The 25609-nt window shown below is 73.4% G+C and carries 26 protein-coding genes; 8 read left to right on the forward strand and 18 right to left on the reverse strand.

Annotation, left to right across the window (positions count from 1 at the left end):
- Window positions 1-51: 51 nt before the first annotated feature.
- Together Sco07f_RS18765 and Sco07f_RS18770 are read right to left on the reverse strand one after the other, a co-directional pair.
- A complete protein-coding gene (locus Sco07f_RS18765; protein WP_087788372.1) occupies window positions 52-693 on the reverse strand; it encodes a TetR/AcrR family transcriptional regulator in 642 nt (213 codons plus the stop codon).
- 80 nt (window positions 694-773) lie between these two features.
- Window positions 774-1358, reverse strand: a complete 585-nt coding sequence (locus Sco07f_RS18770; protein ID WP_087788371.1) for a rhodanese-like domain-containing protein — start codon at window positions 1356-1358, stop codon at window positions 774-776.
- A 99-nt stretch (window positions 1359-1457) separates the two neighbouring features.
- On the opposite strand from Sco07f_RS18770, the gene Sco07f_RS18775 reads away from it, so the two are divergent.
- A complete protein-coding gene (locus tag Sco07f_RS18775) occupies window positions 1458-1736 on the forward strand; it encodes a metal-sensitive transcriptional regulator (protein ID WP_003978241.1) in 279 nt (92 codons plus the stop codon).
- A 38-nt stretch (window positions 1737-1774) separates the two neighbouring features.
- Here the strand turns inward: Sco07f_RS18775 and Sco07f_RS18780 are convergent, their stop codons facing one another.
- The gene (locus tag Sco07f_RS18780) at window positions 1775-2518 is read right to left on the reverse strand and encodes a sulfite exporter TauE/SafE family protein (protein ID WP_007443288.1); all 744 of its coding nucleotides are present in this window, start codon (window positions 2516-2518) and stop codon (window positions 1775-1777) included.
- A complete protein-coding gene (locus tag Sco07f_RS18785; protein ID WP_087788370.1) occupies window positions 2515-3897 on the reverse strand; it encodes an MBL fold metallo-hydrolase in 1383 nt (460 codons plus the stop codon). The genes Sco07f_RS18780 and Sco07f_RS18785 overlap by 4 nt, the downstream gene beginning before the upstream one ends.
- A gap of 418 nt (window positions 3898-4315) precedes the next feature.
- On the opposite strand from Sco07f_RS18785, the gene Sco07f_RS18790 reads away from it, so the two are divergent.
- Both Sco07f_RS18790 and Sco07f_RS18795 read left to right on the forward strand, forming a co-directional pair.
- Window positions 4316-6706 (forward strand): phosphoketolase family protein, encoded by a 2391-nt coding sequence (locus Sco07f_RS18790; RefSeq protein WP_108988515.1) that lies wholly within the window; start codon window positions 4316-4318, stop codon window positions 6704-6706.
- Window positions 6703-9078: a glycoside hydrolase family 65 protein gene (locus Sco07f_RS18795; protein WP_087788368.1), complete on the forward strand. Its 2376-nt coding sequence runs from the start codon at window positions 6703-6705 to the stop codon at window positions 9076-9078. The genes Sco07f_RS18790 and Sco07f_RS18795 overlap by 4 nt, the downstream gene beginning before the upstream one ends.
- A gap of 13 nt (window positions 9079-9091) precedes the next feature.
- On the opposite strand, the gene Sco07f_RS18800 is transcribed toward Sco07f_RS18795, so the two are convergent.
- Window positions 9092-9550: a hypothetical protein gene (locus Sco07f_RS18800; protein WP_042822928.1), complete on the reverse strand. Its 459-nt coding sequence runs from the start codon at window positions 9548-9550 to the stop codon at window positions 9092-9094.
- Window positions 9551-9833: 283 nt separating this feature from the next.
- On the opposite strand from Sco07f_RS18800, the gene Sco07f_RS18805 reads away from it, so the two are divergent.
- Complete coding sequence (locus tag Sco07f_RS18805) at window positions 9834-10118, forward strand: hypothetical protein (RefSeq protein ID WP_007389535.1); 285 nt, start codon at window positions 9834-9836, stop codon at window positions 10116-10118.
- 11 nt (window positions 10119-10129) lie between these two features.
- On the opposite strand, the gene Sco07f_RS18810 is transcribed toward Sco07f_RS18805, so the two are convergent.
- The 6 genes from Sco07f_RS18810 to Sco07f_RS18835 all read right to left on the reverse strand — a co-directional run bounded on the left by Sco07f_RS18810 (window position 10130) and on the right by Sco07f_RS18835 (window position 15917).
- A complete protein-coding gene (locus Sco07f_RS18810; protein WP_087788367.1) occupies window positions 10130-11392 on the reverse strand; it encodes an arginine deiminase in 1263 nt (420 codons plus the stop codon).
- A gap of 120 nt (window positions 11393-11512) precedes the next feature.
- On the reverse strand, window positions 11513-12376 hold the full coding sequence (locus Sco07f_RS18815; protein ID WP_108988516.1) for a DMT family transporter: 864 nt from the start codon (window positions 12374-12376) through the stop codon (window positions 11513-11515).
- A 65-nt stretch (window positions 12377-12441) separates the two neighbouring features.
- Window positions 12442-13311 carry a hypothetical protein gene (locus Sco07f_RS18820; RefSeq protein WP_108988517.1) on the reverse strand — a complete coding sequence of 290 codons (870 nt, stop codon included), beginning with the start codon at window positions 13309-13311 and terminating at the stop codon, window positions 12442-12444.
- 154 nt (window positions 13312-13465) lie between these two features.
- The gene (locus Sco07f_RS18825; protein WP_108988518.1) at window positions 13466-13798 is read right to left on the reverse strand and encodes an SCO0607 family lipoprotein; all 333 of its coding nucleotides are present in this window, start codon (window positions 13796-13798) and stop codon (window positions 13466-13468) included.
- A 79-nt stretch (window positions 13799-13877) separates the two neighbouring features.
- On the reverse strand, window positions 13878-14861 hold the full coding sequence (locus tag Sco07f_RS18830) for a hypothetical protein (RefSeq protein ID WP_108988519.1): 984 nt from the start codon (window positions 14859-14861) through the stop codon (window positions 13878-13880).
- A gap of 117 nt (window positions 14862-14978) precedes the next feature.
- Complete coding sequence (locus Sco07f_RS18835; protein WP_054101116.1) at window positions 14979-15917, reverse strand: GlxA family transcriptional regulator; 939 nt, start codon at window positions 15915-15917, stop codon at window positions 14979-14981.
- 281 nt (window positions 15918-16198) lie between these two features.
- Here Sco07f_RS18835 and Sco07f_RS18840 point away from each other — a divergent pair, with 281 nt between their 5' ends.
- Entirely contained in the window at window positions 16199-17365 is a 1167-nt protein-coding gene (locus Sco07f_RS18840) for a GDSL-type esterase/lipase family protein (RefSeq protein ID WP_108988520.1), read from the forward strand.
- A gap of 46 nt (window positions 17366-17411) precedes the next feature.
- Here the strand turns inward: Sco07f_RS18840 and Sco07f_RS18845 are convergent, their stop codons facing one another.
- Together Sco07f_RS18845 and Sco07f_RS18850 are read right to left on the reverse strand one after the other, a co-directional pair.
- Window positions 17412-18113, reverse strand: a complete 702-nt coding sequence (locus Sco07f_RS18845) for a type 1 glutamine amidotransferase (protein WP_007389539.1) — start codon at window positions 18111-18113, stop codon at window positions 17412-17414.
- A gap of 25 nt (window positions 18114-18138) precedes the next feature.
- On the reverse strand, window positions 18139-19260 hold the full coding sequence (locus Sco07f_RS18850; RefSeq protein ID WP_087788360.1) for a lipid II:glycine glycyltransferase FemX: 1122 nt from the start codon (window positions 19258-19260) through the stop codon (window positions 18139-18141).
- 267 nt (window positions 19261-19527) lie between these two features.
- Here Sco07f_RS18850 and ku point away from each other — a divergent pair, with 267 nt between their 5' ends.
- Window positions 19528-20583 carry a non-homologous end joining protein Ku gene (gene ku / locus Sco07f_RS18855; RefSeq protein WP_108988521.1) on the forward strand — a complete coding sequence of 352 codons (1056 nt, stop codon included), beginning with the start codon at window positions 19528-19530 and terminating at the stop codon, window positions 20581-20583.
- Between the two features lie 29 nt (window positions 20584-20612).
- Here the strand turns inward: ku and Sco07f_RS18860 are convergent, their stop codons facing one another.
- From Sco07f_RS18860 to Sco07f_RS18870, 3 genes are all read right to left on the reverse strand, one after another.
- Window positions 20613-21458 carry an RNA polymerase sigma factor SigF gene (locus Sco07f_RS18860; RefSeq protein WP_087788358.1) on the reverse strand — a complete coding sequence of 282 codons (846 nt, stop codon included), beginning with the start codon at window positions 21456-21458 and terminating at the stop codon, window positions 20613-20615.
- A gap of 177 nt (window positions 21459-21635) precedes the next feature.
- Entirely contained in the window at window positions 21636-22565 is a 930-nt protein-coding gene (locus Sco07f_RS18865; RefSeq protein WP_108988522.1) for an anti-sigma factor RsbA family regulatory protein, read from the reverse strand.
- Window positions 22562-22906 (reverse strand): STAS domain-containing protein, encoded by a 345-nt coding sequence (locus Sco07f_RS18870; protein WP_007389543.1) that lies wholly within the window; start codon window positions 22904-22906, stop codon window positions 22562-22564. Before Sco07f_RS18870 ends, Sco07f_RS18865 begins: the two co-directional genes overlap by 4 nt.
- Before the next feature lie 183 nt (window positions 22907-23089).
- On the opposite strand from Sco07f_RS18870, the gene Sco07f_RS18875 reads away from it, so the two are divergent.
- Complete coding sequence (locus Sco07f_RS18875) at window positions 23090-23446, forward strand: PRC-barrel domain-containing protein (protein ID WP_164141569.1); 357 nt, start codon at window positions 23090-23092, stop codon at window positions 23444-23446.
- A gap of 68 nt (window positions 23447-23514) precedes the next feature.
- Here Sco07f_RS18875 and Sco07f_RS18880 read toward each other — a convergent pair whose 3' ends face one another.
- Both Sco07f_RS18880 and Sco07f_RS18885 read right to left on the reverse strand, forming a co-directional pair.
- Window positions 23515-24078, reverse strand: a complete 564-nt coding sequence (locus tag Sco07f_RS18880; RefSeq protein ID WP_007389544.1) for a Dps family protein — start codon at window positions 24076-24078, stop codon at window positions 23515-23517.
- A 94-nt stretch (window positions 24079-24172) separates the two neighbouring features.
- Window positions 24173-24778, reverse strand: a complete 606-nt coding sequence (locus Sco07f_RS18885) for a flavodoxin family protein (protein WP_007389545.1) — start codon at window positions 24776-24778, stop codon at window positions 24173-24175.
- 44 nt (window positions 24779-24822) lie between these two features.
- Between Sco07f_RS18885 and Sco07f_RS18890 the strand changes: the two genes are divergently transcribed.
- Entirely contained in the window at window positions 24823-25563 is a 741-nt protein-coding gene (locus Sco07f_RS18890; protein WP_108988523.1) for a class I SAM-dependent methyltransferase, read from the forward strand.
- Window positions 25564-25609 lie beyond the last annotated feature (46 nt).

The raw sequence follows: 25609 nt of genomic DNA on the forward strand, positions 1-25609 counted from the left end.
CGGCTTCTCTTTCGGTGGTGGTCCTGTGGGGTCGCGAGCCCGGCGCGGAGGCTACGCGGAGGGTGCCGGGAGTCCGGCGGCGAGGAGGGTGAACACCTCGTGGAAGACGTCGAGGAAGGCGGCTTCCTCCTGGTGGGCGGACCAGTGGTCCATGCTGGTGCGCACCGCGGCACCCGCCACCGCGGCCAGCAGCCGAGGGTAGAGCCCCGGCCCGTCCCCGCCCGTGTCGCCGTCCCCGCGCAGGCGCAGGGCGATGGCGTCGGCCAGGTCCGCCTCGGCCGCCATGTGGGCCCCGACGCCGCGCGCCAGGAGGTGCGGTGAGGCGTGCAGGACCTCGGCGTGCAGCCGCCACAGCTCGTGCTGCTGTTCCGCCTCGGCCAGCTCCGCCGCCATGGCCTCGCGCAGGGCTGCCAGCGGGGAGAGGTGGGCCGGTGCTTCCAGTACGGCGTGCCGCATGCGCGCGCCCGCGTCCGCGTCGATGACCACGAAGGCCTCGTCGCGGCTGTCGAAGTAGTTGAAGAAGGTACGCACCGACACCCCGGCCGCGGCGCTGATGGCCTCGACGGTGACCTTCTCCGCCCCGTGTTCGGCGGCGAGCCGTACCGCGGCCTCGGACAGGGCGGCCCGCGTGGCCCGCTTCTTCCGCTCCCGCAGACCGCCCCCCGCGGCACCCTTCTCCGACATAAGTTGCATGGTATGCAAAGATGCATGACATGCAAAATTGGCGGGCGCCGACCCCGGAAGGGATCGGCGCCCGCCGTCGTCGGTGCGGCTCAGGCGGCCAGCCGGGCCAGCGTCTCCTCGAAGGAGGTGACGTCCCCGGTGGGCCGGTTGTGGGGCAGCCGGGCCAGTGCCGCGGCCATGCCGCAGGTGTTGGTCACTCCGGAGAACACCAGTCCCGCGCCTATCGCGCCGGACAGCCAGTGGGCGGGCCGCCAGAAGCGTCCGGCCACGAAGCCGGCGGCGACGAGCGTCCCGGCCGCGAGGCGCACCTGCCGGTCCATGGGCCACGGCGTACGCGCCCCGGCCGGACGCTCGACGGGGTGACCGGCCGCCGCCCAGGCGCTCGTGCCGCCCTCGAGGGTGGCCGCCGCGACGTCCCGCGCCGCGAGTTGCGCGCAGCCCTTGGCGGACCGGTTCCCCGAGGCGCACACGAGCAGCAGCGGCCCGCGGGCGGCGGCCGCCGCCAGGGTGCCGGCGGCCTCGTCGAGGCGCTCCAGCGGAACGTTGTGGGCGCCGGGCAGGTGGCCGCCGGAGTACTCGCCGGGGGAGCGGACGTCGACGACGGTGAACTCGGCCAGGCGGGCCGCCGCCTGCCCGGTGGTCAGTGAGGTGGCGGGAGCTTCGGGGGTGTTCACGGAGCGAGACCTTTCTCGTTGTTCGTCCCCCCGCGCGGTAGGATACCCGCGGGGGTATGTGGGGTTCGGTGAGGTATCGGGTGGAGGAGAGGGAGAAGCGTGGAGCTCGACATGTCGGCCGACGAACTGAAATCGGCGCTGAACCGGCTGCGGCGCGCCCAGGGGCAGCTCGCGGGAGTCATCCGGATGATCGAGGAGGGCCGGGACTGCGAGGACGTGGTCACCCAGCTCGCCGCCGTCTCCCGAGCCCTGGACCGGGCCGGGTTCTCGATCATCGCCACGGGGCTGCAACAGTGCATGACCAGTGACGACCCGGAGGTCCGGGACTCGGCGCAGATGCGGGCCCGGCTGGAGAAGCTCTTCCTCTCCCTGGCCTGACGCCGGCAGGCGGGCCGGGCGGTGGGCGGGACGGCGGGTCACAGTGCCGCCGTCACGCCCATCGCCACGGCCACGGCGAGCAGCACGGCACCGAAGACGCGCCGCAGCGTCCCCGGGGAGACCTTCGCGGCCAGCCGCCTGCCGTCCCACGCGCCGAGGACCGCGGCCGCCAGGAACGGCAGGAGCAGTGTGAGGTCCAGGTGCACGGAGGAGTACGCCCGGGCGGCGAGGGCCACCAGCGCGTTCGCCCCGACCACCAGCAGGCTCGTGCCCACCGCCGCGCTCATCGGCACCGCGAGGACGGTCACCAGCGCCGGCACCGCGAGGAAGCCGCCGCCGACCCCGAGGAAGCCGGTCACCGCGCCGAGACCGGCCCCGGCCCCGGCCGCGCGCGCACCCGACACGGTGCCCTTCTCGCGTGGCGTGCGCCGGCCCAGCATGTGCAGGCCGGCCAGCGCGGCCAGCGCCGCGAACAGCAGGGTCAGCACCGTCTCCGGGACCCGTGCCGACAGGGCTCCGGCGCCGGCGGCGGGCAGTACACCCGCCGCCGCGAACAACAGCCCGGCCCGCCACCGCACGGCCCCCGCCCTGGCGTGTGCCAGCAGCGCGGTGACCGACGTGACGATCACGACGACCAGGCTCGCGGTGGTCGCCGCCGCCGGGGTGAAGCCGAGCAGGTAGATGAGCGCGGGCACGGTGAGGATGCTGCCGCCCGCCCCCAGCGCGCCCAGGGACACGCCGGCCGCGGCGCCGGCGAACAGCGCGAGGATCAGCGGCGTCATGCGGCGGCGTCGTCCGAGGGCGTCACGAGCGGCAGACCGGCATCGGCCGCCGCGGCGAAACCGTCGTCGACCGCGACCACCTCCCGGCCGGCGGCGTCCAGCACGGAGGCGGCGACCGCCGCACGCATCCCGCCCGCGCAGTGCACCCACACCGTGCCCGGCGGCACCTCGTCCAGGCGCCGGTGGATCTCGTGGACGGGCAGGTGCACGCTGCCCCCGACCCACCCCTGGGCGCGTTCGGCGTCCCGGCGCACGTCCACGACCACCACGTCCCCGTCGTGCCGCCGCGCCGCGGCCAGCTCGGCGAAGGTGGCGCGGCGGAACGAGGCCGGCCGGTCCCCGTCCGCGACCCAGTCGGCCGGCGAGCCCACCGCCGCCGCGGCCGGCCGGTCGATGCCCACCCGGGCCAGTTCGCGCTGGGCGCGGGCCAGGTCGTCGGCGCTGTGCGCGAGCAGCGTCACCGGCCTGCCCCACGGGACCATCCAGGCCAGATACGTCGCGAGCTGACCGTCGACCTCGAAGTTGAGCGACCCGGCGACGTGCCCGGCGGCGAAGGCCACCCGGGAGCGCAGGTCCACGACCCACTCGCCGGCGGCGAGACGCCGCGCTATGTCGTCCGCGTCGGCGCGCCGGGGTTCGGTGAGGTCCAGCGGGGCGGGGCCGTCGGTGTTCACCGGCGCCATGTGCGCGTAGTACGCCGGCACGTCGTCCAGCCCGGCCAGCAGCTCCCGCACGAAGGTCTCCACGTCCTTGACGAGCGCCGGGTTGGCGGCCCTCTCGGCGCCGATGGTGCTGTGCTCGCCGCCGGAGGCCGAGGAGGAGCAGAAGCTGCCGAAGCCGTGCGTGGGCAGCACGCTCACGCCGTCCTCGAGCTGACCCGCGAGACGGTGTGCGGAGGCGTGCTGCGCGCGGGCCAGCTCCTCGGTGAGCCGCGGCTCCACGAGGTCGGGCCGCCCCACGGTGCCGATCAGCAGCGAACCGCCCGTGAAGGCGGCCACGGCCCGCCCCGCCTCCTGAAGGACGTACGAGGTGTGGTGCGGGGTGTGACCCGGTGTGGCCACCGCCCGCAGCTCCAGCCCGGCGTCGACCGGCTCCACGTCGCCGTCGGCCACCGCCACGCGCGCGTACGCCACCTCGGCCCCGGCCGGCACCAGGTAGCGCGCGCCGGTGAGGCGGGCCAGCTCCAGGCCGCCGGTGACGTAGTCGTTGTGGACGTGGGTCTCGGCGACGGCGGTGATCCGTACCCCGCGCCGGGCGGCCGCCGCGACGACGCGGTCGATGTCCCGCGGCGGGTCCACGACCACGGCCGAGCCGGGGCCGCCCGCCAGGTAGCTGCGGTTGCCCAGGCCCTCGGTCTCCAGGACGTCGACAAAGAACACGGCACGCTCTCCTTCCGTTTCCGAATTACCCCCTGGGGTATCTCCTTCCGGCCACCGTAACAGATATACCCAGGGGGGTATTCTCGGCTGCTCGCGGGGCACGTCACGGGCGCACCGCGCCGCCGGCCCGGGTCCCTGCCGCGAACTCGGGGCAACTCCCGTGTGCGACAGAGAAGTTGGGGTACCCGGTGTGTCGGCACGGTCGACACCGGGGTCGGCGCCGGTGACGGCCGTGCTGCTCTCGTCACGCACCGCCGCCCGCCGCACCGCGGCAACGGCGCTCCGTGACCCGTTCGGAACACCACGTGACCCGAACGGCCTTCTCGGGTACCCGCCCGGTCGGCGCAGGGTTGGGATGTGCACGGGCACCCCGTGCCCGCGCGCCCCGACCGGCTGTCCCGACACGGAAGGACCACCGATGTCCGTCGACACGCAGCAGGCGCCCACCGAACTCACCGACGAGGAGCTCGCCGGCCTGGACGCCCACTGGCGCGCCGCGAACTACCTCGCCGTCGGCCAGATCTACCTCATGGCCAACCCCCTGCTGGCCGAACCCCTGCGCCCCGAGCACGTCAAGCCGCGCCTGCTCGGCCACTGGGGGACCTCACCCGGCCTCAACCTGGTCCACACCCACCTCAACCGGGTGATCAAGGCCCGCGACCTCGACGCCCTCTGCGTCTGGGGCCCCGGCCACGGCGGGCCCGCCGTGCTGGCCAACGCGTGGCTGGAGGGCTCCTACACCGAGACCTACCCGGACATCACCCGGGACGCGGCCGGCATGGCCCGGCTGTTCAAGCAGTTCTCGTTCCCCGGCGGCGTACCGAGCCACGTCGCGCCCGAGACGCCGGGCTCCATCCACGAGGGCGGCGAGCTGGGCTACGCGCTCTCGCACGCCTACGGCGCCGCCTTCGACCACCCGGACCTGGTGGTCGCCTGCGTGATCGGCGACGGCGAGGCGGAGACCGGCCCGCTGGCCACGTCCTGGCACTCGAACAAGTTCCTCGACCCCGTGCACGACGGCGCCGTCCTGCCGATCCTGCACCTCAACGGCTACAAGATCGCCAACCCGACGGTGCTCGCCCGCCTGCCCGAGGCCGAGCTGGACGAACTCCTGCGCGGCTACGGACACGACCCGATCCACGTCACCGGCGACGAACCCGCCGCCGTCCACCGCGCGACCGCCCGCGCCATGGACACCGCCCTCGACCGCATCGCCGCGATCCAGCGCGCCGCCCGCGAGGAGGGAGCCACCGGCCGCCCCCGCTGGCCGGTGATCGTCCTGCGCACCCCGAAGGGCTGGACCGGCCCCGCCGAGGTCGACGGACTGCCCGTGGAGAACACCTGGCGCGCCCACCAGGTGCCCCTGTCCGCCGTACGCACCAACCCCGAGCACCTCGCGCAGCTGGAGCAGTGGCTGCGTTCCTACCGCCCCGAGGAGCTGTTCGACGACGCCGGGGCGCCGCGGCCCGCCGTCCTCGCCGCCGTCCCCGAGGGACCCCGCCGCCTCGGCGCCACCCCGTACGCCAACGGCGGCCTCCTCCTGCGCGAGCTGCCCGTGCCCCCGCTGGAGAATTACGCCGTGCCCGTCGAGGAACCCGGCGCGCGCATGCACGAACCCACCCGCGTCCTCGGCGACCTGCTCCGGGACGTCATGGACGCCACCGCGGACCGGCGCGACTTCCGCCTCGTCGGCCCCGACGAGACCGCCTCCAACCGCCTCCAGGCCGTCTACACCGCCAGCGGCAAGGCCTGGCAGGAGCGGACGCTGCCCGTCGACGAGGACCTGGACCGGCACGGCCGCGTGATGGAGATCCTGTCCGAACACACCTGCCAGGGCTGGCTGGAGGGCTACCTCCTCACCGGCCGGCACGGGCTGTTCTCCTGCTACGAGGCCTTCGTCCACATCGTCGACTCGATGGTCAACCAGCACGTCAAATGGCTGCGCGTCACCCGACGCCTGCCCTGGCGCGCGCCGATCGCCTCCCTCAACTACCTGCTCACCTCCCACGTGTGGCGCCAGGACCACAACGGCTTCTCCCACCAGGACCCCGGCTTCGTCGACCACATCCTCAACAAGAGCCCCGAAGCCGTACGGGTCTACCTGCCGCCGGACGCCAACACCCTGCTCTCCGTCGCCGACCACGCGCTGCGCAGCCGCGACTACGTCAACGTGATCGTGGCCGGCAAACAGCCCTGCTTCGACTGGCTGACCATGGACCAGGCCAAGGCGCACTGCGCGCGCGGTGCCGGCGTCTGGGACTGGGCCGGCACCGAGGACGGCAGCCGCGAACCCGACGTGGTGCTCGCCTGCGCCGGCGACGTACCGACCCAGGAGATCCTGGCCGCCGCCCAACTGATCCGCCGGCACCTGCCGGAACTCGCCGTGCGCGTGGTCAACGTCGTCGACATCGCCCGCCTGCTGCCCAGCGGGGAACACCCGCACGGCATGAGCGACTTCGAGTACGACGGCCTGTTCACCGCCGACAAGCCGGTGATCTTCGCCTACCACGGCTATCCCTGGCTGATCCACCGGCTCGCCTACCGGCGCACCGGCCACGCCCACCTGCACGTGCGCGGCTACAAGGAGATCGGGACCACCACCACGCCGTTCGACATGGTGGTCGGCAACGACCTGGACCGCTACCGCCTCGTCATGGACGTCATCGACCGCGTGCCCGGCCTCGCCGTGCGCGCGGCGGCCGTACGGCAGCGGATGGAGGACGTCCGGCAGCGGCACCACGACTGGATCCGCGAACACGGCGTGGACCTGCCCGAGGTCGCCGACTGGACCTGGGAGGGGGCGCGGTGACCGCGACCCCGTCGACCTGGGACTACGACCACTACGACGCCGCCGAGGAGCGGCTGCGCGAGTCCCTGTGCACCCTCGGCAACGGCTACTTCGCCACCCGCGGCGCGCTGCCCGAGTGCGCCGCGGACGACACGCACTACCCGGGCACCTACGTGGCCGGCTGCTACAACCGGCTCACCTCCACCGTCGCGGGGCGCGAGGTCGAGAACGAGGACATGGTCAACCTCCCGAACTGGCTGCCGCTGCGCTTCAGGACCACCGGGGGCGACTGGCTCACGCCGGACACCGCCGAGGTGCTCGACCACCGCCAGACCGTGCACCTGGACTCGGGCGTCCTGGAACGGCTCACCCGCTTCGCCCTCGACGGAGAGCGCGTGCTGTCCGTGCGCCAACTGCGGCTGGTGCACATGGCCGATCCCCACCTCGCCGCCCTGCGCACCGAGTTCGGCGCCGAGGGCGGACCGGTCGACCTGGAGGTGGAGGCCGCCCTCGACGGCGGCGTCACCAACTCCGGGGTGCCGCGCTACCGGGACCTCGACGGCCACCACCTCACGCACGTGCACACCGGAAGCGCCGACGACGACACGGTGTGGCTGCGCTGCCGGACCCGCACCTCCGACACCCGGATCGGCATGGCCGCCCGCACCACCGCCGGCGCGCCGGTCACCGCCGCGCGCGAGCACCTGTGCGTCACGCAGCGCACCGCCCTGCGCGCCGAACCGGGCCGGACCGTCGCCGTCGACAAGGTCGTCGCCCTGCACACCTCGCGCGACCCGGCGATCAGCGATCCGCTCCAGGCCGCCGTCGACCGGGTGGCCGAAGCCCCCGGCTTCGACGAGCTGCTGGTCAGCCACCGCACCGCCTGGGGACAGCTGTGGCGCCGCGCCGAACTGGAGGTTCCCGGCGAGGCGGGCAGCATCCTGCGTCTGCACCTCTTCCACGTGCTCCAGACCCTCTCCCCGCACACCGCCGACCTCGACGTGGGCGTACCGGCGCGCGGACTGCACGGGGAGGCCTACCGCGGCCACGTCTTCTGGGACGAGCTGTTCGTCCTGCCCTACCTGAACCTGCACTTCCCCGAGGTGTCCCGCGCCCTGCTCCACTACCGGCACCGCCGCCTGGAAAGGGCCCGCTCCGCGGCCCGCGCGATCGGCTGGCGGGGCGCGCTCTACCCCTGGCAGAGCGGCAGCGACGGCCGCGAGGAGACCCAGCAGCTGCACCTCAACCCGCGCTCGGGCCGCTGGCTCCCCGACCACTCGCATCTTCAGCACCACGTGGGCTCCGCCATCGCGTACAACGTGTGGCAGTACTGCGAGGCCAGCGGCGACGCCGAGTTCCTGCACACCAAGGGCGCCGAGATGCTGCTGCAGATCGCGCGTTTCTGGGCCGACTCGGCCACCTGGGACGAACACCTCGGCCGGCACCGCATCCGGGGCGTGGTCGGCCCCGACGAGTACCACGAGGCCTACCCCGGAGCCGACCGGCCGGGCCTCGACGACAACGCGTACACCAACGTCACCGCCGCCTGGGTCCTGTCCCGCACCCTGGAGGTCCTCGACGGCCTGCCCGGCCCCCGCCGCCGCGAACTCGTCGAGCGCACCGCCCTGGACGACACGGAACTGGAGCAGTGGGACAGCGTCTCCCGCACCCTCCACGTGCCCTTCCACGAGGGCGTCGTCAGCCAGTTCGAGGGATACGGCGAACTCGCCGAACTCGACTGGGCGGGCTACCGCGAGCGGTACGGCGACATCCGGCGCCTCGACCGCGTCCTGGAGGCCGAGAACGACAGCGTCAACAACTACCAGGCGTCCAAGCAGGCCGACGTCCTGATGCTGGGCTACCTGTTCTCCCCGGCCGAACTCCGCTCCCTCTTCGGACGCCTGGGACACCGCCTGGACGAGGCGACCTGGCAGCGCACCGTCGACCACTACCTGGCCCGCACCAGTCACGGCTCCACCCTCAGCGGACTCGTCCACGGCTGGATCCTGGCCCGCGCCCGCCGTGCCGAGGCCTGGACCTACTTCCAGGAGGCGCTCAAGGGGGACGTCGCCGACCTCCAGGGCGGCACCACCGGCGAGGGCATCCACCTCGGTGCCATGGCGGGCACCCTCGACCTGGTCCAGCGCGGCCTGACCGGCCTCGAGACCCGCGCGGGCGCGCTGTGGCTGGACCCGGTGCCGCTGCCGGAGCTGTCCTCGTACGGATTCTCCGTGCGCTACCAGGGCCACTGGGGTGTGCGGTTCCGGCTGGAGCACGGCCGGCTGGAGATCGCCGTGCCCGCGGCCGGACCGCTGCCGATCGACGTCCGGCTGCCGGACCGCGAGGTGCGTCTCCAGCCGGGGGACACCTGCCGGCTGGTGCTGCCGGACTGACCCGTCCCGCCCGTCAGCCGGGCAGGGGGTAGGTCACCGTGCGCGGGGACCCGTCCGGCCTGCCGTCGGTGTAGGTGAGGGTGATCCGGGTGAAGTGGCGCTCGCCCGTCCCCTGCTCCCCGCCCGTCGGCATGTCGAGCCGCACGGTCACCGGGTACGAGTGGAACGCGCCCGCGGCGCAGTAGGGATCGCAGTCGTTGACGGCGTTGGTGCCCCGGCCCACCGCGGCCTGCGGATCCCAGCGGAACCAGCGCAGGGCGACCAGACGGCTGTTGCCGTCCCCGCAGGCGAGGATGTACGAATCCGGCCCGATCTGCGGCTGCCCGGAGCAGTCGACCAGCACCGGATCCTGCGTCTGCTGGGTCCGCGCCGCCGGCTGCGCCGACGGTGCGGCGGAGGCCGTGCCCAGGGGTACTGCCAGCGCGGCGGCGGCACAGAGTGTGACCGCTGCCCTCATCGGGTTCCTGCCCATGTCTGCTCCCGGCCGTCTCGGGGTCGCTTGTCTCCGCTTCCCGTTTTCCCCGTTCGACCGTACGACCGAGTCCGTGAACGCACCACTCGTACGGAGCAGCGGCCGGGGTCACGGGGCCGCCGACCTGGGCGTCCGCCCGTCCGGACGGTTCGTGCGACAAGACGCCGATTGCATCCGCCGTGTGGTCCTCGCGGCCGTCCGCAACCGGCGTCGGCGTCGCGGTGTCTCATGCCGTCAAGAACGGTGACCCGACCGGGTCACCCCTCAAGTGGAGGACCGCGGTATGCACACGACGACTGCTCCGACCGCCGCCGCCCCGACGCGCCCGCGCGCCTGCGACACCCGGGGCGACTTCCTGCTCCAGCCGCCCGACCCCGCCGAGCGCGTACCCTGCCGCGTCGACCCCGTGGACCTGCGCCGTCTCGACCTGCTCGCCCTGCTGACCACCGCGGGCATCGCGCCCTCCGCCGGGGACCGGGCCGCCATCGAACAGCTCAGCGTGCTTCCCGGCAGCGTGCACACGGCGCTGCACCGGTGGCTGGAGCAGGCGTACGGGTTCTGCCGCTGAGGCCGCCGGAGTCAGAAGTCCACGGGGTCCCGCACCAGGGGACACGTCATGCAGTGCCCGCCACCGCGCCCCCGGCCCAGCTCCGCGCCCACCACGGTGACGACCTCCACCCGGGCCTCGCGCAGCAGCGCGTTGGTCAGGGTGTTGCGGTCGTAGGTGAACACCACTCCCGGTTCCACCGCGAGGGCGTTGTTGCCGCTGTCCCACTGCTGGCGCTCGGAGGCGTAGGCGTCGCCGCCGGTCTCCACCACCCGCAGCTTCGGCTGCCCGAGGGCCTTGGCGACGACGTCGACGAAGGGCGTCGTCCCCTCGTCGATCACGTCGAAGCCGGGAGCCCGGTCGCCCGGCCGCAGCGAGAAGGTGTGCACCGCGTCCATGATGCGCGGGTAGAGGGTCACCACGTCGCGGTCGGCGAAGGTGAAGACCGTGTCCAGGTGCATGGCGGACCGGAGTTTCGGCAACCCGGCGACGACGACGTGCTCGGCGGCGCCGTTGCGGAACAGCGCGGCGGCGACCTGGGTGACGGCCTGCCGCGAGGTGCGCTCGCTCATGCCCATGAGGACGACGCCGTTGCCCACCGGCATGACGTCACCGCCCTCGAGGGTGGCCTGGCCCCAGTCCCGCTCGGGGTCGCCCCACCACACGGTCGAACCCTTGAAGTCGGGGTGGAAAGTGTAGATCGCCTTCATCAGCAGTGTCTCGTCGTGCCGCGCGGACCAGTACAGCGGATTGAGGGTGAGCCCGCCGTACAGCCAGCAGGTGGTGTCCCGCGGGTACAGGGTGTTGGGCAGCGGCGGCATCAGGTACTCGCGGGCGCCGGTGGCCTCGCGGGCCAGTGCGAGATGCGGGGAACGGAAGTCCTCGGGCAGGTCACCCGTGGCGAGCCCGCCGACGAGGTACTCGGCGAGTTCCCTCGGCGACAGCGACTCGAGGTAGGCCCGGGTCGCGTCGATGAGGCCGGTGCCGACCTGGTTGGCGACGATCTTCCGGTCCAGGAGCCATGCCTTCGCCTCCGGAATCGCCATGATCTGCGCGAGCAGGTCGTGCAGCTCCACCACCTCCACCCCGCGCCGGCGCAGTTCGCCGACGAAGGCGGCGTGGTCGCGCTGGGCGTTCTCCACCCACATGACGTCGTCGAAGAGCAACTCGTCGGAGTTGGTGGGGGTCAGTCTCCGGTGCGCGAGTCCGGGAGAACACACCAGGACCTTGCGCAGCCTGCCGACCTCGGAATGGACGCCGAGCGAGGGCATCGCGGCGCTCATGTTGCTGGTCACACGGCCTCCTTGAAGGATGGTGCCCACTGTGCACCAAGAGGTCGCCGCGGGCATCTCGTCACCCGTGCGGGGCGGGGCTCGGGACACGATCGGCGAACGGCGTCGTGACGAGGCCGTACGTCACTGGGCGGTGCGCAGGTCCGCGCCGCGCCGGGCCAGGGCGAGGACCCCCACGACGACGAGGGCCACCCCGAGAAGCTGCGGCACGACCCACCAGTCGCCGCGCACGTCCTCCTGGTACAGGACCACGCCGAGCAGAAGACTCACCGTCGCGTCGCCCAGCGTGAGCGCGGGCTGGGAGGCGACCAGCGGACCGCCCTGCATCGCGTGCTCCAGCAGGAGCACGGCGCACACCCCGGCCACGGCGAAGCCGTAGGTCTGCCAGGCGGTGAGGAAGCCGACGACGCCGTCGGTGTCCAGGACACGCATGGAGTCCTTCATGAGTGCCGCGGTCAGCGCGTAGCACACCGCGGTGGCCGCGCCGAGGCACCCGGCGCGGGCCTTGCCGACGGGCCGTTTCAGACCCGCCGCCGCCAGCAGTACGGCCGCCCCGGCGCAGGCCGCCAGCGCAGGGGCCCAGCGGTCCAGGGGCACGTCGGCCTTCCCGGCGTCCGGCGCGGCCGAGGCGAGCGCGACACCGAGCCCCACGACCACCCCGCCCACGGCGAGCCACATGGCCTCCGGCATCCGGTTGCCGGTCAGCAGCGAGGCCAGCAGCAGGGCCAGCGGAAGCTCCAGTACGAAGAGGGGCTGTACGAGTGACAGCGGCCCCGTCGCCAGGGCCACCGCCTGCCCGACACCGGCCACCACCACCGCCAGCATGCCGCCGAGCCACACGGGCCGCCGCAGCAGATCGAGGACGAGCCCGGGGCGGAACCCCTGGGACTGCGGCACGCTCAGCGCGGCGCGTCGCTGGAGCACGGTGGCCAGCGCGTTGCTGAACGCGGCGAGGAGTGCGAAGAGCACCGGCAGGACAACACCCATCCACCGATACTCACCCCGTTCCCACCCGGCCGCGCGTCGCGTGCAGCCGGGGTGTGCCGGGTTGCTCAGCCGCCGTTCCGCGCGGACGGGGCCTCCGAGGCGGAGTCCTGCTTCTGCGCGGACTGCTTCTGCGCGGACGCGGACGACGACGCCGGGGCGGAGGAGTCGGTGGCGGTGTAGTAGACCGAGGTGCCCTGCTTGGTGCGCTGGGCCTGGTTCCTGGCGACGAGTCCCTCGAGCGTGGTGCGCACGACCGTGGTCTTGACGGTGCGTCCGGCGTGGGCCTCGCCCAGCGCCGTGGCGACCTCGGCGGCGGAGCGCGGTTCCCGCTGTCCGGCGAGGTGCTCGCGCACCAGCTCCACCAGCGTGGGCTGCGCGGCGGCCCGGGCCGGTGCCTTCTTCGCCGCGGTCTTCCCGGCGGGCTTCTCGGCGGGCTTGGCAGCCGCCTTGGCGGTGGTCCTGCCGGCCGGCTTGGCGGTCGTCTTCGCGGGTGCTTCGGTGGCCGTCTTGGCCGCGGCCGTGGTGGTCGACCTGGTGGCCTTCTTCGTGGCCGGCTTCGAGGCCGGCTTGGCGCCCGGCTTCGCGGCGGCGGCGCGCTTGGGCGCGGTACCGGCCTTCTTGCCCCGCGTCCGCCTGCCCGGGGCCGGCTTCGGGGCGGTGCCGTCACGCGGTGCCGGCACGGTGGCCGCCTCGGCCGCGGGCTCCGGCGCGGGCTCCGGCGCCGGAGACTGGGGCGGCGACGTGATGCCGAGTGCCTGCTGCATGTTCACCAGCAGGGCGTGGTCGTGCTGGAGCGCGGCCAGTTGCTGCTGGAGAGCCGCGATCTCCGTGCTGACACGTTCCTGCTCCTTGATGTTGCGCTCCAGGTCGTCGGTCACCTGGACGCTGTACTGCGAGGCCAGTTCCGTGGCGGACTGCATCGTGCTCTCGGACATGGTGATGACTCTCCTTGGTTCACGGCCGTGAAGGCTGACGCACAGCCCCGGTTGGTGCCCTGTTCACTGCCGAGTCGGTATACCACGTATGGCCGCCGTCGTGGTATGTGCCGCCGCAACCCAGAGCAGGTGTTCGGACCGTGGAGACCGGTGGTCACCCGCCCTCGGGCACCCGCACGATCTTCCCGTTCTCGTCGACGGTGTGCGTCTGCCAGTAGGTGTCCCACTCGTCGCCCACATGTTCCGGGACCTTGCCCTCGGGGTAGCGGGTGTAACCCTCCGGCGGCTCCTCGCCGTTGGGCGCACACGCCGAGCCGGTGCCCCCGACGCTCAGGACCGGGTACTCGCCACCGCCGCAGACGGCCTCCTCCATGGAACAGCCGGTCAGGACAGCCGCGGCGGCGGCACCGGCCAGGACCAGGGCGCCGACCGATCGCGCGGCGCCGACGGCACGCGCGGCCGACGGACGGTGAACCCGGTTGGTCATACGCACGGTTGACTCCTCGTGGGTGGCTGATGCGGCCAGCGTCCCCCGGTGGGGGGAAGCACCTCATGAGTACGGGTACTCAATCGAACGAGTCGTATGACCCGGCCCGGCCGCCCAAACGGTCCACCCGGCGCGCACCGGCCCGCGCCTCGCGCTCGGCCGCGGTCAGCGCGTGCGCGGCCGCACGGTCCCGCTCCTTGGCCTCCCGCCGGTCGCGTTCGGCCCGGTCGCGGTCCTCGCGTGCCGCCCGCAGCCGCTCCTCGGCGGCGGTCACCGTCTCCCGGACGCGGGCGAGTTCGTCGTCGGCCGTACCGAGCGACTCCCGCGCGTCCGCCTGCTCCGCCCGTGCCTCCCGCAGCCGGCGCCCGGCACGCTCGGCCTCCCGCTCGGCCCGGGCCAGTTCCTCCCGCCGTTCGCGTCGCCGCTCGGCGAGTTCGTCCTTCGCCCCGGTTGCGGGCGAGCTGCGGGTGGCCTTCGGGCGCGGTGCCGGCTCCGGTGCGGCCGGGGCGGGGGCCATCGGGGCGGCGTCCGAGGGGAAGGCCGACGGCGGGGTCAGGGAGACCTCCAGACGCCCCCCGGCCCACTGGGCGGCCGCGTCCGGGTCCGCGAGGACCGCGCGCAGGGTCGACTCGACCTCCCGCTGCGCCGCCTGGGACAGCCGCTGACCGGCCTCGCCGGCGAGCTGTGCGGCCTGCCGGGAGAGGGCGGCCACGATGCGCCGGCGCTGCGCCGACAGCTCCTTGAGCCCGGCGGCGTCCAGGGTGCGGTGTGCTTCGCGCAGTGCCTGCCCCAGCTCCAGGAACCGCCGGGTCTCCTCCGGTCGGGAGCGTGCCAGCAGGTTCGCCGCCCAGGCCGCCAGGGTGGGCCGGCGGGCGGCGTGGATGCGGCGGGCGTCCTCCTTGCGGCCGTCGGTCCTGGCCGCCGCCGCGCGTTCCTCGCGGCGGGCGACGAAGGCGGACGGAGGAGTGCCGTACAGCTCGTCCAGGACCCGCTCGACCGCTTCCGCTTCCGCTTCCGCGTTCCGTCCGCCCGTCGCCCCACGACGCCCGCCCTTGCGCTGCATGGTCCTCCGCCTCCGACTCGACCGCTGCGACCGCCCCGACCTCCTGTCTACGGTCACCGCGGCCGTGCCGCGACCCGGACGGGATCCGCCGCCGGGCGTGGTGCGGCCCGGTGGCCGTCAGCCGAAGGCGCGCCGGTAGGCGTGCGGGCTGACCCCCGTGGTGCGTTTGAAGCGGTCGCGGAAGGACGTCGGGGAGCCGAAGCCGACCTGGGAGGCGATGCGTTCCACGGAGTGCTCGGTCGTCTCGAGGAGGTGCTGTGCCTGCCGGATGCGGGCGCGGTGCAGCCATTGCAGCGGGGTGCTGCCGGTCTGCTCCCGGAAGCGGCGGATCAGCGTCCGCGTGCTCACCCCGGCGTGGGCGGCGATGTCGGCGAGGGCGAGGTCGCGGGCCAGGTTCTCCCGCAGCCAGGCCAGCAGGGGCTCGAGGGCGGAGCCGCGGGGCACGGGGGTGTAGTCGTGGACGATGAACTGGGCCTGGCCGCCTTCGCGTTCCAGTGGCATCACCGACAGCCGGGCGGCGTGCGCGGCGACCGCCGAGCCGTAGTCGCGCCGGATCATGTGCAGGCACAGGTCGAGGCCCGCGGCGGCGCCGGCCGAGGTGAGGATCCGGCCGTTGTCGACGTACAGGACGTCCGGGTCGACGTCGATGCCCGGATGGGCCGCGGCCAGGGCGTCGGCCGCGGTCCAGTGGGTGGTGGCCCGCAGACCGTCGAGCAGCCCGGTGGCGGCCAGCGGGAAGGTGCCGGAGCAGATGGACGCGATCCGTGTGCCGCGCTCCGCGGCCCTGCGCAGTGCGTCGCGGACGGCGGGGGAGAGCGGGTCGGTCGCGGCGGCCGTGCCCGGCACGATGATCGTGTCCGCGTCCCGCAGCCCGTCCAGGCCCCAGGGCGCGCGGAGCGTGAAGGCGCCGGCGTCGATGTCGGGGTGCTCGGCGCACACCCGGACCTGGTAGCCGGGTCTGCCGTCGGGGAGCCGGGTCCGGGTGAAGACCTCGAGCGGGGTGGACAGGTCGAACGGGATCACCCGGTCCAGCGCGACAACGGCGACGGTGTGCATGGCCGGAACGTACCTTGCCGTGGAACGGCGAGCGGCGCCTGTGGCGCTTTCCCGTCGGAACCTGTCACTCCTGCCACGCCAAGCCCGTGCCAAGCCCGTGCCAGGCCCATGCCAAGCCCGTGCCAGGCCCACCCGACACCAAGCCGAGCCTGCGCCGCGTTCACGCCAAGCCGCGGGCGCAGTCCCTGCGATGATCAGTAGTTTGCCTAATGGGCTTAGGTTTGTGCATAATCGACGAAGGAATGCGCGACCCAGCAGCACGCACCACCGCCGGAGGCGACATGAACACCACGGACGACTGGATCACCACGCCCATCACCCCGGACCTCCTGCGGGGCGCCCTCGACCTGGAGCGCACCGAGCGCGGTCTGCTGCCCCACCGGCTGCCCGCCCGGGCCCGCGCGCAGAACACCGACGGCCAGCTCGCCATGGCCGAGTCCCAGCCCTCCGGCGTACGCCTCGCCCTGCGCACCCGCGCCACCGCCCTCGAGCTGGACACGGTGCCCACCAAGCGGGTCTACGCCGGCGCCCCGCCGCGCCCGGACGGCGTGTACGACCTGCTCGTCGACGGCCGCCCGGCGGGCCGGGCCAGTGTCGCGGGCGGCAACACCCTGAGCATCGACATGACCACCGGCACGGCGGACCTCGAGCCCGGACCGCCCGGCACCCTCCGCTTCGCGGACCTGCCCCCGGGCAGCAAGGACATCGAGATCTGGCTGCCGCACAACGAGACCACCGAACTCGTCGCCCTGCGCACCAACGCCCCCGTCGAGCCCGCCCCGGACTCCGGCCGACGGGTCTGGCTGCATCACGGCAGCTCCATCAGCCACGGCTCCGACGCCGCGAGCCCCACCACCACCTGGCCCGCCCTCGCCGCCTCCCTCGGCGGCGTCGAGCTGGTCAACCTGGGTCTGGGCGGCGGCGCCCTGCTCGACCCGTTCACGGCACGGGCGATGCGCGACACCCCCGCCGACCTGATCAGCGTCAAGATCGGCATCAACGTGGTCAACGCCGACCTCATGCGGCTGCGTGCCTTCGGCCCCGCCGTGCACGGCTTCCTCGACACCGTCCGGGAGGGCCACCCCGACGCGCCGCTGCTGGTCGTCTCGCCCGTCCTGTGCCCCGTGCACGAGGACACCCCCGGCCCCCTCGCCCCCGACTTCGCCGGGGGACGCGTGCGCTTCGTCGCCACGGGCGACCCGGCGGAACGCGCGAGCGGGAAGCTCACCCTGAACGTCATCCGGGACGAGCTGTCCCGGATCGTCACGGAGCGGGCCGCCGACGACGAGAACCTGTACCACCTCGACGGCCGCGCACTCTACGGAGAGGCCGACGCGGCCGACCTGCCCCTGCCGGACGGCATCCACCCGGACGCCGCCACCCACCGCCTCATCGGGGAACGCTTCGCCAAGCTGGCCTTCACCGACCGAGGCGCCTTCAAGGGCTGATCCCCACCGGCACGGCCGTCCCACGGGCCGGTCCCACGGGCCGGTCTCACGACCCGGCGACGACCGCGGCGAAACGTCTGGCCACCTCGCGCCAGACCGCCCCCGCCGCGGGCTCGTCGAGTTCCGCCCGGCGGGACAGCTCCACCGGATCCAGTCCCCGGGCGCGAAGCCGGCCGGCGTCCCACGACCTGACCCGGTCCGCTCCCGCCTCGGGGTGGAACTGAACGCCCCACGCCCGCTCGCCGACCCGGAAAGCCTGGTACGGGCACCGCTCGCTCGCCATGAGCCAGGTGGCGCCGGGCGGCAGCGCGGTGACGGCGTCCACATGGTGCTCGACCGCCGTCACCCGTTCCGGCAGCCCCCTGAAGAGCGGGTCGTCCCCGGCCTCCGGCCGCAGCGTCAACGGCGTGCTGCCCACCTCCGGCTCGCCGTGTGCGCCCCGCACCGTGCCGCCCGCGACCAGGGCGAGGAGTTGCCCGCCCAGACAGATGCCGAAGACCGGCACACCCCGCTCCACCGCCCGGGCCACCAGCGCCCGGGTGGGGGCGAGCCAGGGCGCGCGCACGTCGTCGTCGGGCAGGTAGCCGCCCCCGAGGACCAGCACGCCGTCGTGCCCCGGACGCCGGGGGAGCGGCGCACCGGCGTAGGCGTGCACCACGTCGGTCGACACCCCGTCCGCGCGCAGCCAGTCGCCGAACCGGCCCGGCCCACCGCCCCGATGGTTCTGCACGACCAGCAGCCGCGACATCTCCCACCCCCTCGCGGCACGCCCCTCAGCGGCGCGCCATGTACAGGGCGACGGCCTTGTGCAGCACCCTGTTCAGCGGATAGTCCCACTCACCGAGGTACTCGACGGCCTGTCCGCCCGCACCGACCTTGAACCGGAGCAGCCCCAGCAGGTGGTTGTTCTCCTCCAGGGTGTCAGTGATGCCGCGGAAGTCGTAGACGGCCGCCCCCAGTTCACGGGCGTCGCACATCATCCGCCACTGGAGGGCGTTGTTGGGCTGCACCTCGCGCCGGCGGCCGGTGGACGCCCCGTACGAGTACCAGACGTGTTCGCCCACCGTCAGCATCGTGGCCGCCGCCAGCACCTCACCGTCGTGATGGGCGAGGTACAGGCGCATGCGGTCCGGGTCCTCGGCCGTCAGCGCGGTCCACATGCGCTGGAAGTAGGCGAGGGGGCGCGGCACGAACCGGTCCCGCTCCGCCGTCTCCACGTACAGCTCGTAGAAGGCGGGCAGGTCCTCCTGATCGCCCCTGACCACCTTGACGCCGGCCTTCTCGGCCTTCTTGACGTTCCGACGCCACTGCTGGTTGAACCCGCTCTGCAGGTCCTCCGGCGAGCGGCCGGCGAGCGGCACCTGACACACGTACCGGGGCTGGCCCGCGGCGAAGCCGTCCTCGCCGCCCGACTCGGTGCGCCGCCAGCCCATCCGGCGCAGCCGTTCGGCGACGTCCTCGGCCCCGGGCTCGCGCACCGTCGGCTCCACGTCGCCCAGCCGCCGGGCCCCGGGGTCGGCGATCGCCGCCTTCACGGCGTCGGCGTTCCACCGCCGCGCCACCACGGGCGGCCCCATCCGCACCGTGAACGCGCCGCGTTCCCTCAGGTGCGCGAGCATCGGCTCCAGCCACCGCTCCAGACCGTCGGCCGCCCAGTCGACGACCGGGCCCTCGGGGAGATAGGCCAGGTAGCGCCTCGTCCTCGGCAGCGGGCGCAGCAGCACCAGCCCGGCGCCCACCAGTTCACCGCCCTCGTCGAACCAGCCCAGGCTCTCCGCCCGCCAGTCCGGCTTCACGTCGCCCCAGGAGGGGACCTGAAGGTGACTCACGGAAGGCCGGGCCGTGACGAAGCGCAGATGCTCCTCGCGGGTGATCGGCTTCAGACGAAAGCTCATGGGGTGTCCCTCGGTTCGGCCGCTGGTGCGGCTCTGCTTCGGCGTCGATCGACGGTCCGACGTGGGAGACGGCCGGGGCACTGGGCGCGGTTGCCGTCCCGCACCTCACAGGGAACAACGGCCGCGGCCGATCCGCGCGCCGTCGCCCGGCCGGCCACCCGTGTGCTCCGTCCGGCGCGCGGGGACGTGAGCCCGATGGCAGCGTGTCAGGACCGGGCGGAGCCGGCCCGACCGGGCGGCGCGGGCACGACACAGGGAGCGGACGCCATGGCACGGGCGATCTGGACGGGCGTGATCACCTTCGGGCTGGTCTCGGTGCCCGTCGGCCTGTACACGGCGACCGAGGACCACACGGTCCACTTCCACCAGTTGCAGCGCGGCACCTCGGACCGGATCCGCAACCGGCGGGTCAACGAGCGCACCGGCAAGGAGGTCGGCCCCGACGACATCGTCAAGGGCTACGAGGTGAGCGAGGGCGAGTACGTCGTCGTGGAACCCGAGGAACTCGACGAGATCGCGCCGGGACGCTCCCGCACCCTCGACGTCACCGACTTCGTGGACCTGGACCGGATCGAGTCGGTCTACTTCGGCCGCACCTACTACCTCGCCCCGCGCGGCAAGGAGTACCTCAAGGTCTACGAACTGCTGCGCACCGCCCTCGCCGAGGCCGGCAAGGTGGGCGTCGCCACGTTCGTCATGCGCAACCGGCAGTACCTGACCGCCCTGCGCGCCGAGGACAGGGTCCTGCTGCTCCAGACGCTGCACTGGGCCGACGAGGTCCGCGACCCCGTCGAGGAACTGCCGGAACTGCCGTCGGAACGGGTGGGGCGCGGCAAGGAGCTGGACATGGCGCTGCGCCTCGTCGACGCCCTCAGCGGCGACTGGGAGCCCGCCCGCTACCACGACACCTTCCAGGAGAAGGTCCGCGAACTGGTCCGGGCCAAGGCCGAGGGCGAGGAGATCGCCGTCGCACAGGAGGCGCCCGCGGCCACCAACGTCGTCGACCTGATGGAGGTCCTGCGCGGCAGCCTGGAGCAGGCGAAGGACGCGGGCGGCAAGCGGTCCTCGTCCTCCGCCTCACGGAAGAAGTCCGCCGCTCCTTCCCGCCCGTCCCGCGAGACCCGGCCGAAGCCGTCGGGGCGGAGCGAGCTGCGGGACCTGAGCAAGGCCGAGCTCTACCGGCGGGCCACCGAACAGGACATCGCCGGCCGGTCGAGGATGAGCCGCAGGCAACTCGTCGACGCGCTCAGTGGCAGTGGCAGTGGCAGCGGCAGCGGTCACGGCAGCGGCGGCCGTCGCAAGAAGAAGACGACCGCCGCCTGAACCGGACCGCCGCCCGAGCCGGACCGGGCTCAGGAGGTGGTGAGCATGCCTTCCCGCAGGCGGGTCAGCAGTCGCGAGATCAGCCGGGAGACGTGCATCTGGGAGACGCCGAGGCGCTCGCCGATGTCCTTCTGGGTGAGTTCCTCGACGAACCGCCAGTGGATGATCTGCCGGTCGCGTTCGTCGAGTTCGGCGATCATCGGTGCCAGGGCGTGGAAGTCGTCGACCAGGGCCAGGGCGGCGTCGTCGGTGCCGATGAAGTCGGCCAGTGCCGACTCGCCGTCCTCGCTGCCGTTGATGGTGGCGTCCAGGGACGCGGAGTTGTAGCCGTTGGCCGCCAGCCGGGCCTCGACGACCTCGTCCTCCGGCAGGCTCATCAGCTCCGACAGCTCCGCGGTGGTGGGGTTGCGGCCGAGCCGGCTGCGCAGCTCCTCGGTGGCACGGGCCAGCTGGACGCGGGCCTCCTGCAGACGCCGGGGCACGTGCACGGCCCAGGAGGTGTCCCGGAAGAACCGCTTGATCTCGCCGACGATGTAGGGCACGGCGAAGGAGGTGAACTCGACCTCGCGGGTCAGCTCGAACCGGTCGATGGCCTTGATCAGGCCGATCATGCCGACCTGGACGATGTCCTCCATCTCCTCCGGACCGCGGCTGCGGAACCGGCCGGCCGCGAAGCGGACCAGGGACATGTTCATCTCGATCAGCGTGTTGCGCGCGTACTGGTGCTCGGGCGTGCCCTCCTCCAGCACCGTCAGCTGCTCGAAGAACAGCTTCGACAACTCCCGCGCGTCCCTGGGCGCCACCTTCGACGGGTCCGCGATCTCCGGCATGCCCGTCGTGGTGAGTTCGGTGGCCTCTGCGGTCGTCGTCGTCATGATGTGCCCTCCCGGTGGATCGGTCGTCGTTGTCACCTTGTCGGCCGACGACCGGTCGCCTACCCCGTGTCAGGCCCCGCACACCTCGCACCACGCCGGCCGGTCGGCGAAGGACCCGCGACGGGCGCGGGGATCCGGGACGCGCGGTGCCCCGGACGCCGAGGTCGGAGGTCGGGGTCAGACGTCGAGGTAGAAGCGGACGGCGGTGCCGTCGTCGGCCGTGTGCACCCGCACGAGATCGGCCACGTAGTGGACGAGCAGCAGCCCGCGGCCACCGATCTGCCCGCGCTCCGGGGGCCGGCGGCCGGCGAGCGGATCCGTCAGCCGCCCCGTGTCGCGGACCTCGCACACCACTTGCCCCGCCTCGGCCCAGACCGCCAGCGTCCCGCCACCGCCGCCGTGGACCACGCTGTTGGTGGTCAGCTCGGCCACCGCCAGTTCCGCGTCCTGAAGCCGCTGCCCGGCCAGCCCCAGCGAGGCGGCCCGGCCGACCGCGAAGCGGCGTACCTCGGGCAGCTCCCCTGCCCCGAAGGCGAGGACACCGGCCTCCGGCGGACGGGTCAGCGCCTCGTTGTAGCGGGCGACCACCGCCTGCCAGTCGTACGCCTCGCTGACCCGCTCACGCCCCCGGGCGATGACCGTCGGGTGGGTGACCAGGGCGTCGGCCAGGACGTCCGGGGCCAGCCGGGTCTCGTCGTACGGGCACAGGATGGTCGCGGGACGGCCCGCGAAGGCCGCGTTGATCAACGCCTCGTGCTGCGCGCACGCCGGGTACTCCGCGGCGCTGCGCCCGGACCAGACCGGCTCGCCCACGATCCGCACCCGCACCCGCACGTGGGCGTCGGCGAACGCCCGCAGCACACCGGGGATGATCCGGCCCGGGTTGCGCCCGGCGTCGGTCATGTCCAGGAAGGTGACGTCCCGGGCGTCGCCGCCAAGACCGGTCCTGACCAGCTCCAAATTGGGGCCGGGCACGGCCACCGCCACCGGCTCGCCCGCGGCCAGCCCCTCCCGTACGAACGCCACCGTCCGGTCGGCGTACTCGTCTTGCGAGCGGTAGAACAGGGCCGGATGGGTGAATGTCCCGTCGGTGGTCGTCATGCTCATCGTGGCGTCACCTCGATCCGGCGCAGGGACGGCCAGAAGAGGTCGAGCAGCCGCGGCAGCTGCGGCGGCGGCCGTTCCACCACCATGCGGCCCTCGGGCAGGTTCATGGCGGTGACGGCCAGCGCCGTCACCCCGGCCACGTCGACGAAGCGCACGCCGGACAACTCCACGTAGGACACCTCGCTGTGCCGCCGGGACAGCTCGGTCAGGGCGTTCTCCCAGGACAACCGGGTGCTCACGCCGATCTCACCGCGGGCCCGGATGCCGGGACGGCCGGCCAGCGGGCCCACGTCCAGCACCGCACCGGTCCGCACGCGGGCCGGACCGTCTGCGCCGTCCACACTCGATCCCCCTCCGGGAACTCCACCGGGCACCCGTCCGCCACCCGGGCGCTCCTTCCGGCCAGGCAGCCTATCCCGGACCGGACTCCGTACGCCGGTGAGGGGACAAACGGGCGACAGCCGGGCGAAGCGGGGAACACGACAGTGAGCGCGTCCCCGGAAGGTCGGAAGGGAAGACTGGGCATGTTTGAAGCCGAAAACATTCGTGACTGGCGCGGCCTCGACGTCGTGGACTACGACGGCCGCAAGATCGGGACCCTGGAGTCCATCTACTTCGACACCCTCACCGACCGGCCCGCGTTCGCCACGGTCACGATCGGTCTGCCGACCCGCCGGCGGCTCGTCTTCGTGCCGGTGGACAAGGCCACCGTGGGGCCGCAGTACCTGAAGGTCACCTACGACAAGTCCCTGGTCAAGGACGCCCCCGGGATCGACCCGGACGGTGAGCTCGCCGCCGAGGACGAGGGCGCGGTCTTCACCCACTACCACCTGCCCTACGAGCAGGGCAGCCGCGGCGAACGCCGCCTCGGCCGGCGCTGAACGGTCCAGGGGCCCGTGTCCCGGCCGCGCGGCCGGGACACGGGCCCCGCACAGCCCGGCGGAACCGGTTACGAGACGTCCGCCCCGCGTGCCGCCGCCTCCGTCTCGGACGTCGCACTGCCTGTCGCAAGGGTGCCGCCCGCGCTCTCGAGATGGGCGCGCACGAACCACTGGAACTGCTCCAGGTCCCTGAGCTGGCCGATCAGCAGGTCCTCCGTGGCCGTGTCGATCTTGCCGGCCTCCTCGACCGCCGCGCGCATGTCCTCGACCACGCCCGTGTACACGACGTCGAGCGCGCCGAGGTGGGCGATGGCGTCGGCCCGGCCGATGGAGTAGTCGTCCCACTTCCGCTCGCTCACCAGCGCCCCGGGCGTGCCCTGGGCCACCCCGCCGAGCGCGGCAATGCGCTCCGCGACGTCGTCGGCCATGTCGCGCACCTGGTCGACCTGGGGGTCGATCATCTCGTGCACGGCGATGAAGTGCGGACCCACCACGTTCCAGTGCACGTGCTTGAGGGTCAGGTGCAGGTCGTTGAGGGCGTGCAGGCGCAGCCGCAGCACACCGATCAGCCGTCCGGCGGCCTCGCGCTCGATCCCGGGGACCGTGTACTTCGGGGTCAGGTCGTGCGTCATGGCGGACCTCAGCTCCTCAATGCGTTTCGTACGTCGTTGCTCGTGCACGAATGCCCCGTATCCGCCCCGGCAGACATGCCGGGCGGCGCCGCGATCAGGACGGCGGAGCCGGCAGGGGCATCGCACCGAGGGCGCGCGCCGCGTGCACGAGGTTGGACGCCATGGCCCGGCCCGTGGACACCGACCAGTCGTGGCCGCGCTCGTCGTCGAGGAAGTCCGGACCGGGACCGGGGCCGAGGTGCCAGTAGGTCCAGGCCTGGCCGGGAATGGTGTAGCCGATGTCCGCGAGCCCGCCGCTGATCTCGCTGATGACGTGGTGGGCGCCGTCCTCGTTCCCGGTGACCAGGACACCGGCGACACGGTTGTAGGCGACGGGGCGGTCCTCGTCGTCGGTCTCGCCGAGCATGGCGTCCATGCGTTCCAGAACCCGCTGGGCGACGGACGAGGGACGGCCGAGCCAGGTCGGCGACGCGATGACGAGGATCTGCGCGGCCAGCAGCTTCTCGTGCACGCCCGGCCAGTCGTCCCCGTCGCCCATGTCGGTCTCGACCCCCGGTTTCAGGTTCAGGTCGACGGCCCGTACGACGTCCACCTCCGCCCCGTGGCCTTTGAGCGCCGCGATGACCGTGGCGGCCAGCGCCTCGGTGTTCGACGGTTGGGGGGAGGGCTTGAGGGTGCAGTTGACGACGAGTGCGCGCATGCCTACCCCTGTTCCCCGGCGGGCCCGGCACTATCGTCGGCCGTATGGCTGACGAGTGCTTCCGGCATCCGCGGCTCGCCGCGCTCTACGACGTGCTCGACACCGACCGCGGCGACCTCGTGCCCTACCTGCGCATGGCCGACGAGTTCGGTGCCCGGAGCGTGCTGGACATCGGCTGCGGAACAGGCGTGTTCGCCCTGCTGCTGGCCGGCCGCGGCCGGGACGTCGTCGGAGTCGACCCCGCCGGGGCCAGTATCGACGTGGCCCGGTCCAAGGCGGGCGCCGCCCGGGTGCGCTGGATCCGGGGCGACGCCACCTCCCTCCCCGCGCTGCGCGTCGACCTGGCGACCATGACGGCGAACGTCGCCCAGGAGATCACCGGCCGGGCCGCGTGGCTGGGAACGCTGCGCGGCGCGTACGAGGCCCTGCGCCCCGGAGGGCACCTGGTGTTCGAGACGCGGGACCCGGCCCGGCGCGCCTGGGAGCGGTGGACCCGCGAGCACACCCACCAAGTGGCGGAGGTCCCCGGCACCGGCACCGTCGAGAGCTGGTGCCGGCTCCTCGACGTGAGCGGACCCCTGGTCACCTTCCGGTGGACCTACGTCTTCGGCGCGGACGGCGCGGTGCTGACCTCCGACTCGACGCTGCGTTTCCGCGAGCGGGACGAGGTGGCGGCCGACCTGACCGGACAGGGGTACGCGGTGCGGGAGGTGCGTGGCGCCCCGGACCGCGAGGGCCGGGAGTTCGTCTTCGTCGCGCGCCGTCCGGAGGCGGACGGACCCTGACACCGCCCCGAGGCGCGCCGACCTCCGGAAACCGGCAGCCAACGCC

Source organism: Streptomyces coelicoflavus (assembly GCF_003112555.1).
In the GTDB taxonomy this organism is placed as follows: domain Bacteria; phylum Actinomycetota; class Actinomycetes; order Streptomycetales; family Streptomycetaceae; genus Streptomyces; species Streptomyces coelicoflavus.

Bases quoted from the DNA above. Each gene is read 5' to 3' on its own strand.
- Sco07f_RS18765 (WP_087788372.1), bottom strand. From the start codon at position 693: ATGCAACTTATGTCGGAGAAGGGTGCCGCGGGGGGCGGTCTGCGGGAG.
- Sco07f_RS18780 (WP_007443288.1), bottom strand. From the start codon at position 2,518: ATGACGCCGCTGATCCTCGCGCTGTTCGCCGGCGCCGCGGCCGGCGTG.
- Sco07f_RS18790 (WP_108988515.1), top strand. From the start codon at position 4,316: ATGTCCGTCGACACGCAGCAGGCGCCCACCGAACTCACCGACGAGGAG.
- Sco07f_RS18800 (WP_042822928.1), bottom strand. From the start codon at position 9,550: ATGGGCAGGAACCCGATGAGGGCAGCGGTCACACTCTGTGCCGCCGCC.
- Sco07f_RS18805 (WP_007389535.1), top strand. From the start codon at position 9,834: ATGCACACGACGACTGCTCCGACCGCCGCCGCCCCGACGCGCCCGCGC.
- Sco07f_RS18815 (WP_108988516.1), bottom strand. From the start codon at position 12,376: ATGGGTGTTGTCCTGCCGGTGCTCTTCGCACTCCTCGCCGCGTTCAGC.
- Sco07f_RS18820 (WP_108988517.1), bottom strand. From the start codon at position 13,311: ATGTCCGAGAGCACGATGCAGTCCGCCACGGAACTGGCCTCGCAGTAC.
- Sco07f_RS18825 (WP_108988518.1), bottom strand. From the start codon at position 13,798: ATGACCAACCGGGTTCACCGTCCGTCGGCCGCGCGTGCCGTCGGCGCC.
- Sco07f_RS18830 (WP_108988519.1), bottom strand. From the start codon at position 14,861: ATGCAGCGCAAGGGCGGGCGTCGTGGGGCGACGGGCGGACGGAACGCG.
- Sco07f_RS18835 (WP_054101116.1), bottom strand. From the start codon at position 15,917: ATGCACACCGTCGCCGTTGTCGCGCTGGACCGGGTGATCCCGTTCGAC.
- Sco07f_RS18840 (WP_108988520.1), top strand. From the start codon at position 16,199: ATGAACACCACGGACGACTGGATCACCACGCCCATCACCCCGGACCTC.
- Sco07f_RS18845 (WP_007389539.1), bottom strand. From the start codon at position 18,113: ATGTCGCGGCTGCTGGTCGTGCAGAACCATCGGGGCGGTGGGCCGGGC.
- Sco07f_RS18850 (WP_087788360.1), bottom strand. From the start codon at position 19,260: ATGAGCTTTCGTCTGAAGCCGATCACCCGCGAGGAGCATCTGCGCTTC.
- ku (WP_108988521.1), top strand. From the start codon at position 19,528: ATGGCACGGGCGATCTGGACGGGCGTGATCACCTTCGGGCTGGTCTCG.
- Sco07f_RS18860 (WP_087788358.1), bottom strand. From the start codon at position 21,458: ATGACGACGACGACCGCAGAGGCCACCGAACTCACCACGACGGGCATG.
- Sco07f_RS18865 (WP_108988522.1), bottom strand. From the start codon at position 22,565: ATGAGCATGACGACCACCGACGGGACATTCACCCATCCGGCCCTGTTC.
- Sco07f_RS18875 (WP_164141569.1), top strand. From the start codon at position 23,090: ATGTTTGAAGCCGAAAACATTCGTGACTGGCGCGGCCTCGACGTCGTG.
- Sco07f_RS18880 (WP_007389544.1), bottom strand. From the start codon at position 24,078: ATGACGCACGACCTGACCCCGAAGTACACGGTCCCCGGGATCGAGCGC.
- Sco07f_RS18885 (WP_007389545.1), bottom strand. From the start codon at position 24,778: ATGCGCGCACTCGTCGTCAACTGCACCCTCAAGCCCTCCCCCCAACCG.
- Sco07f_RS18890 (WP_108988523.1), top strand. From the start codon at position 24,823: ATGGCTGACGAGTGCTTCCGGCATCCGCGGCTCGCCGCGCTCTACGAC.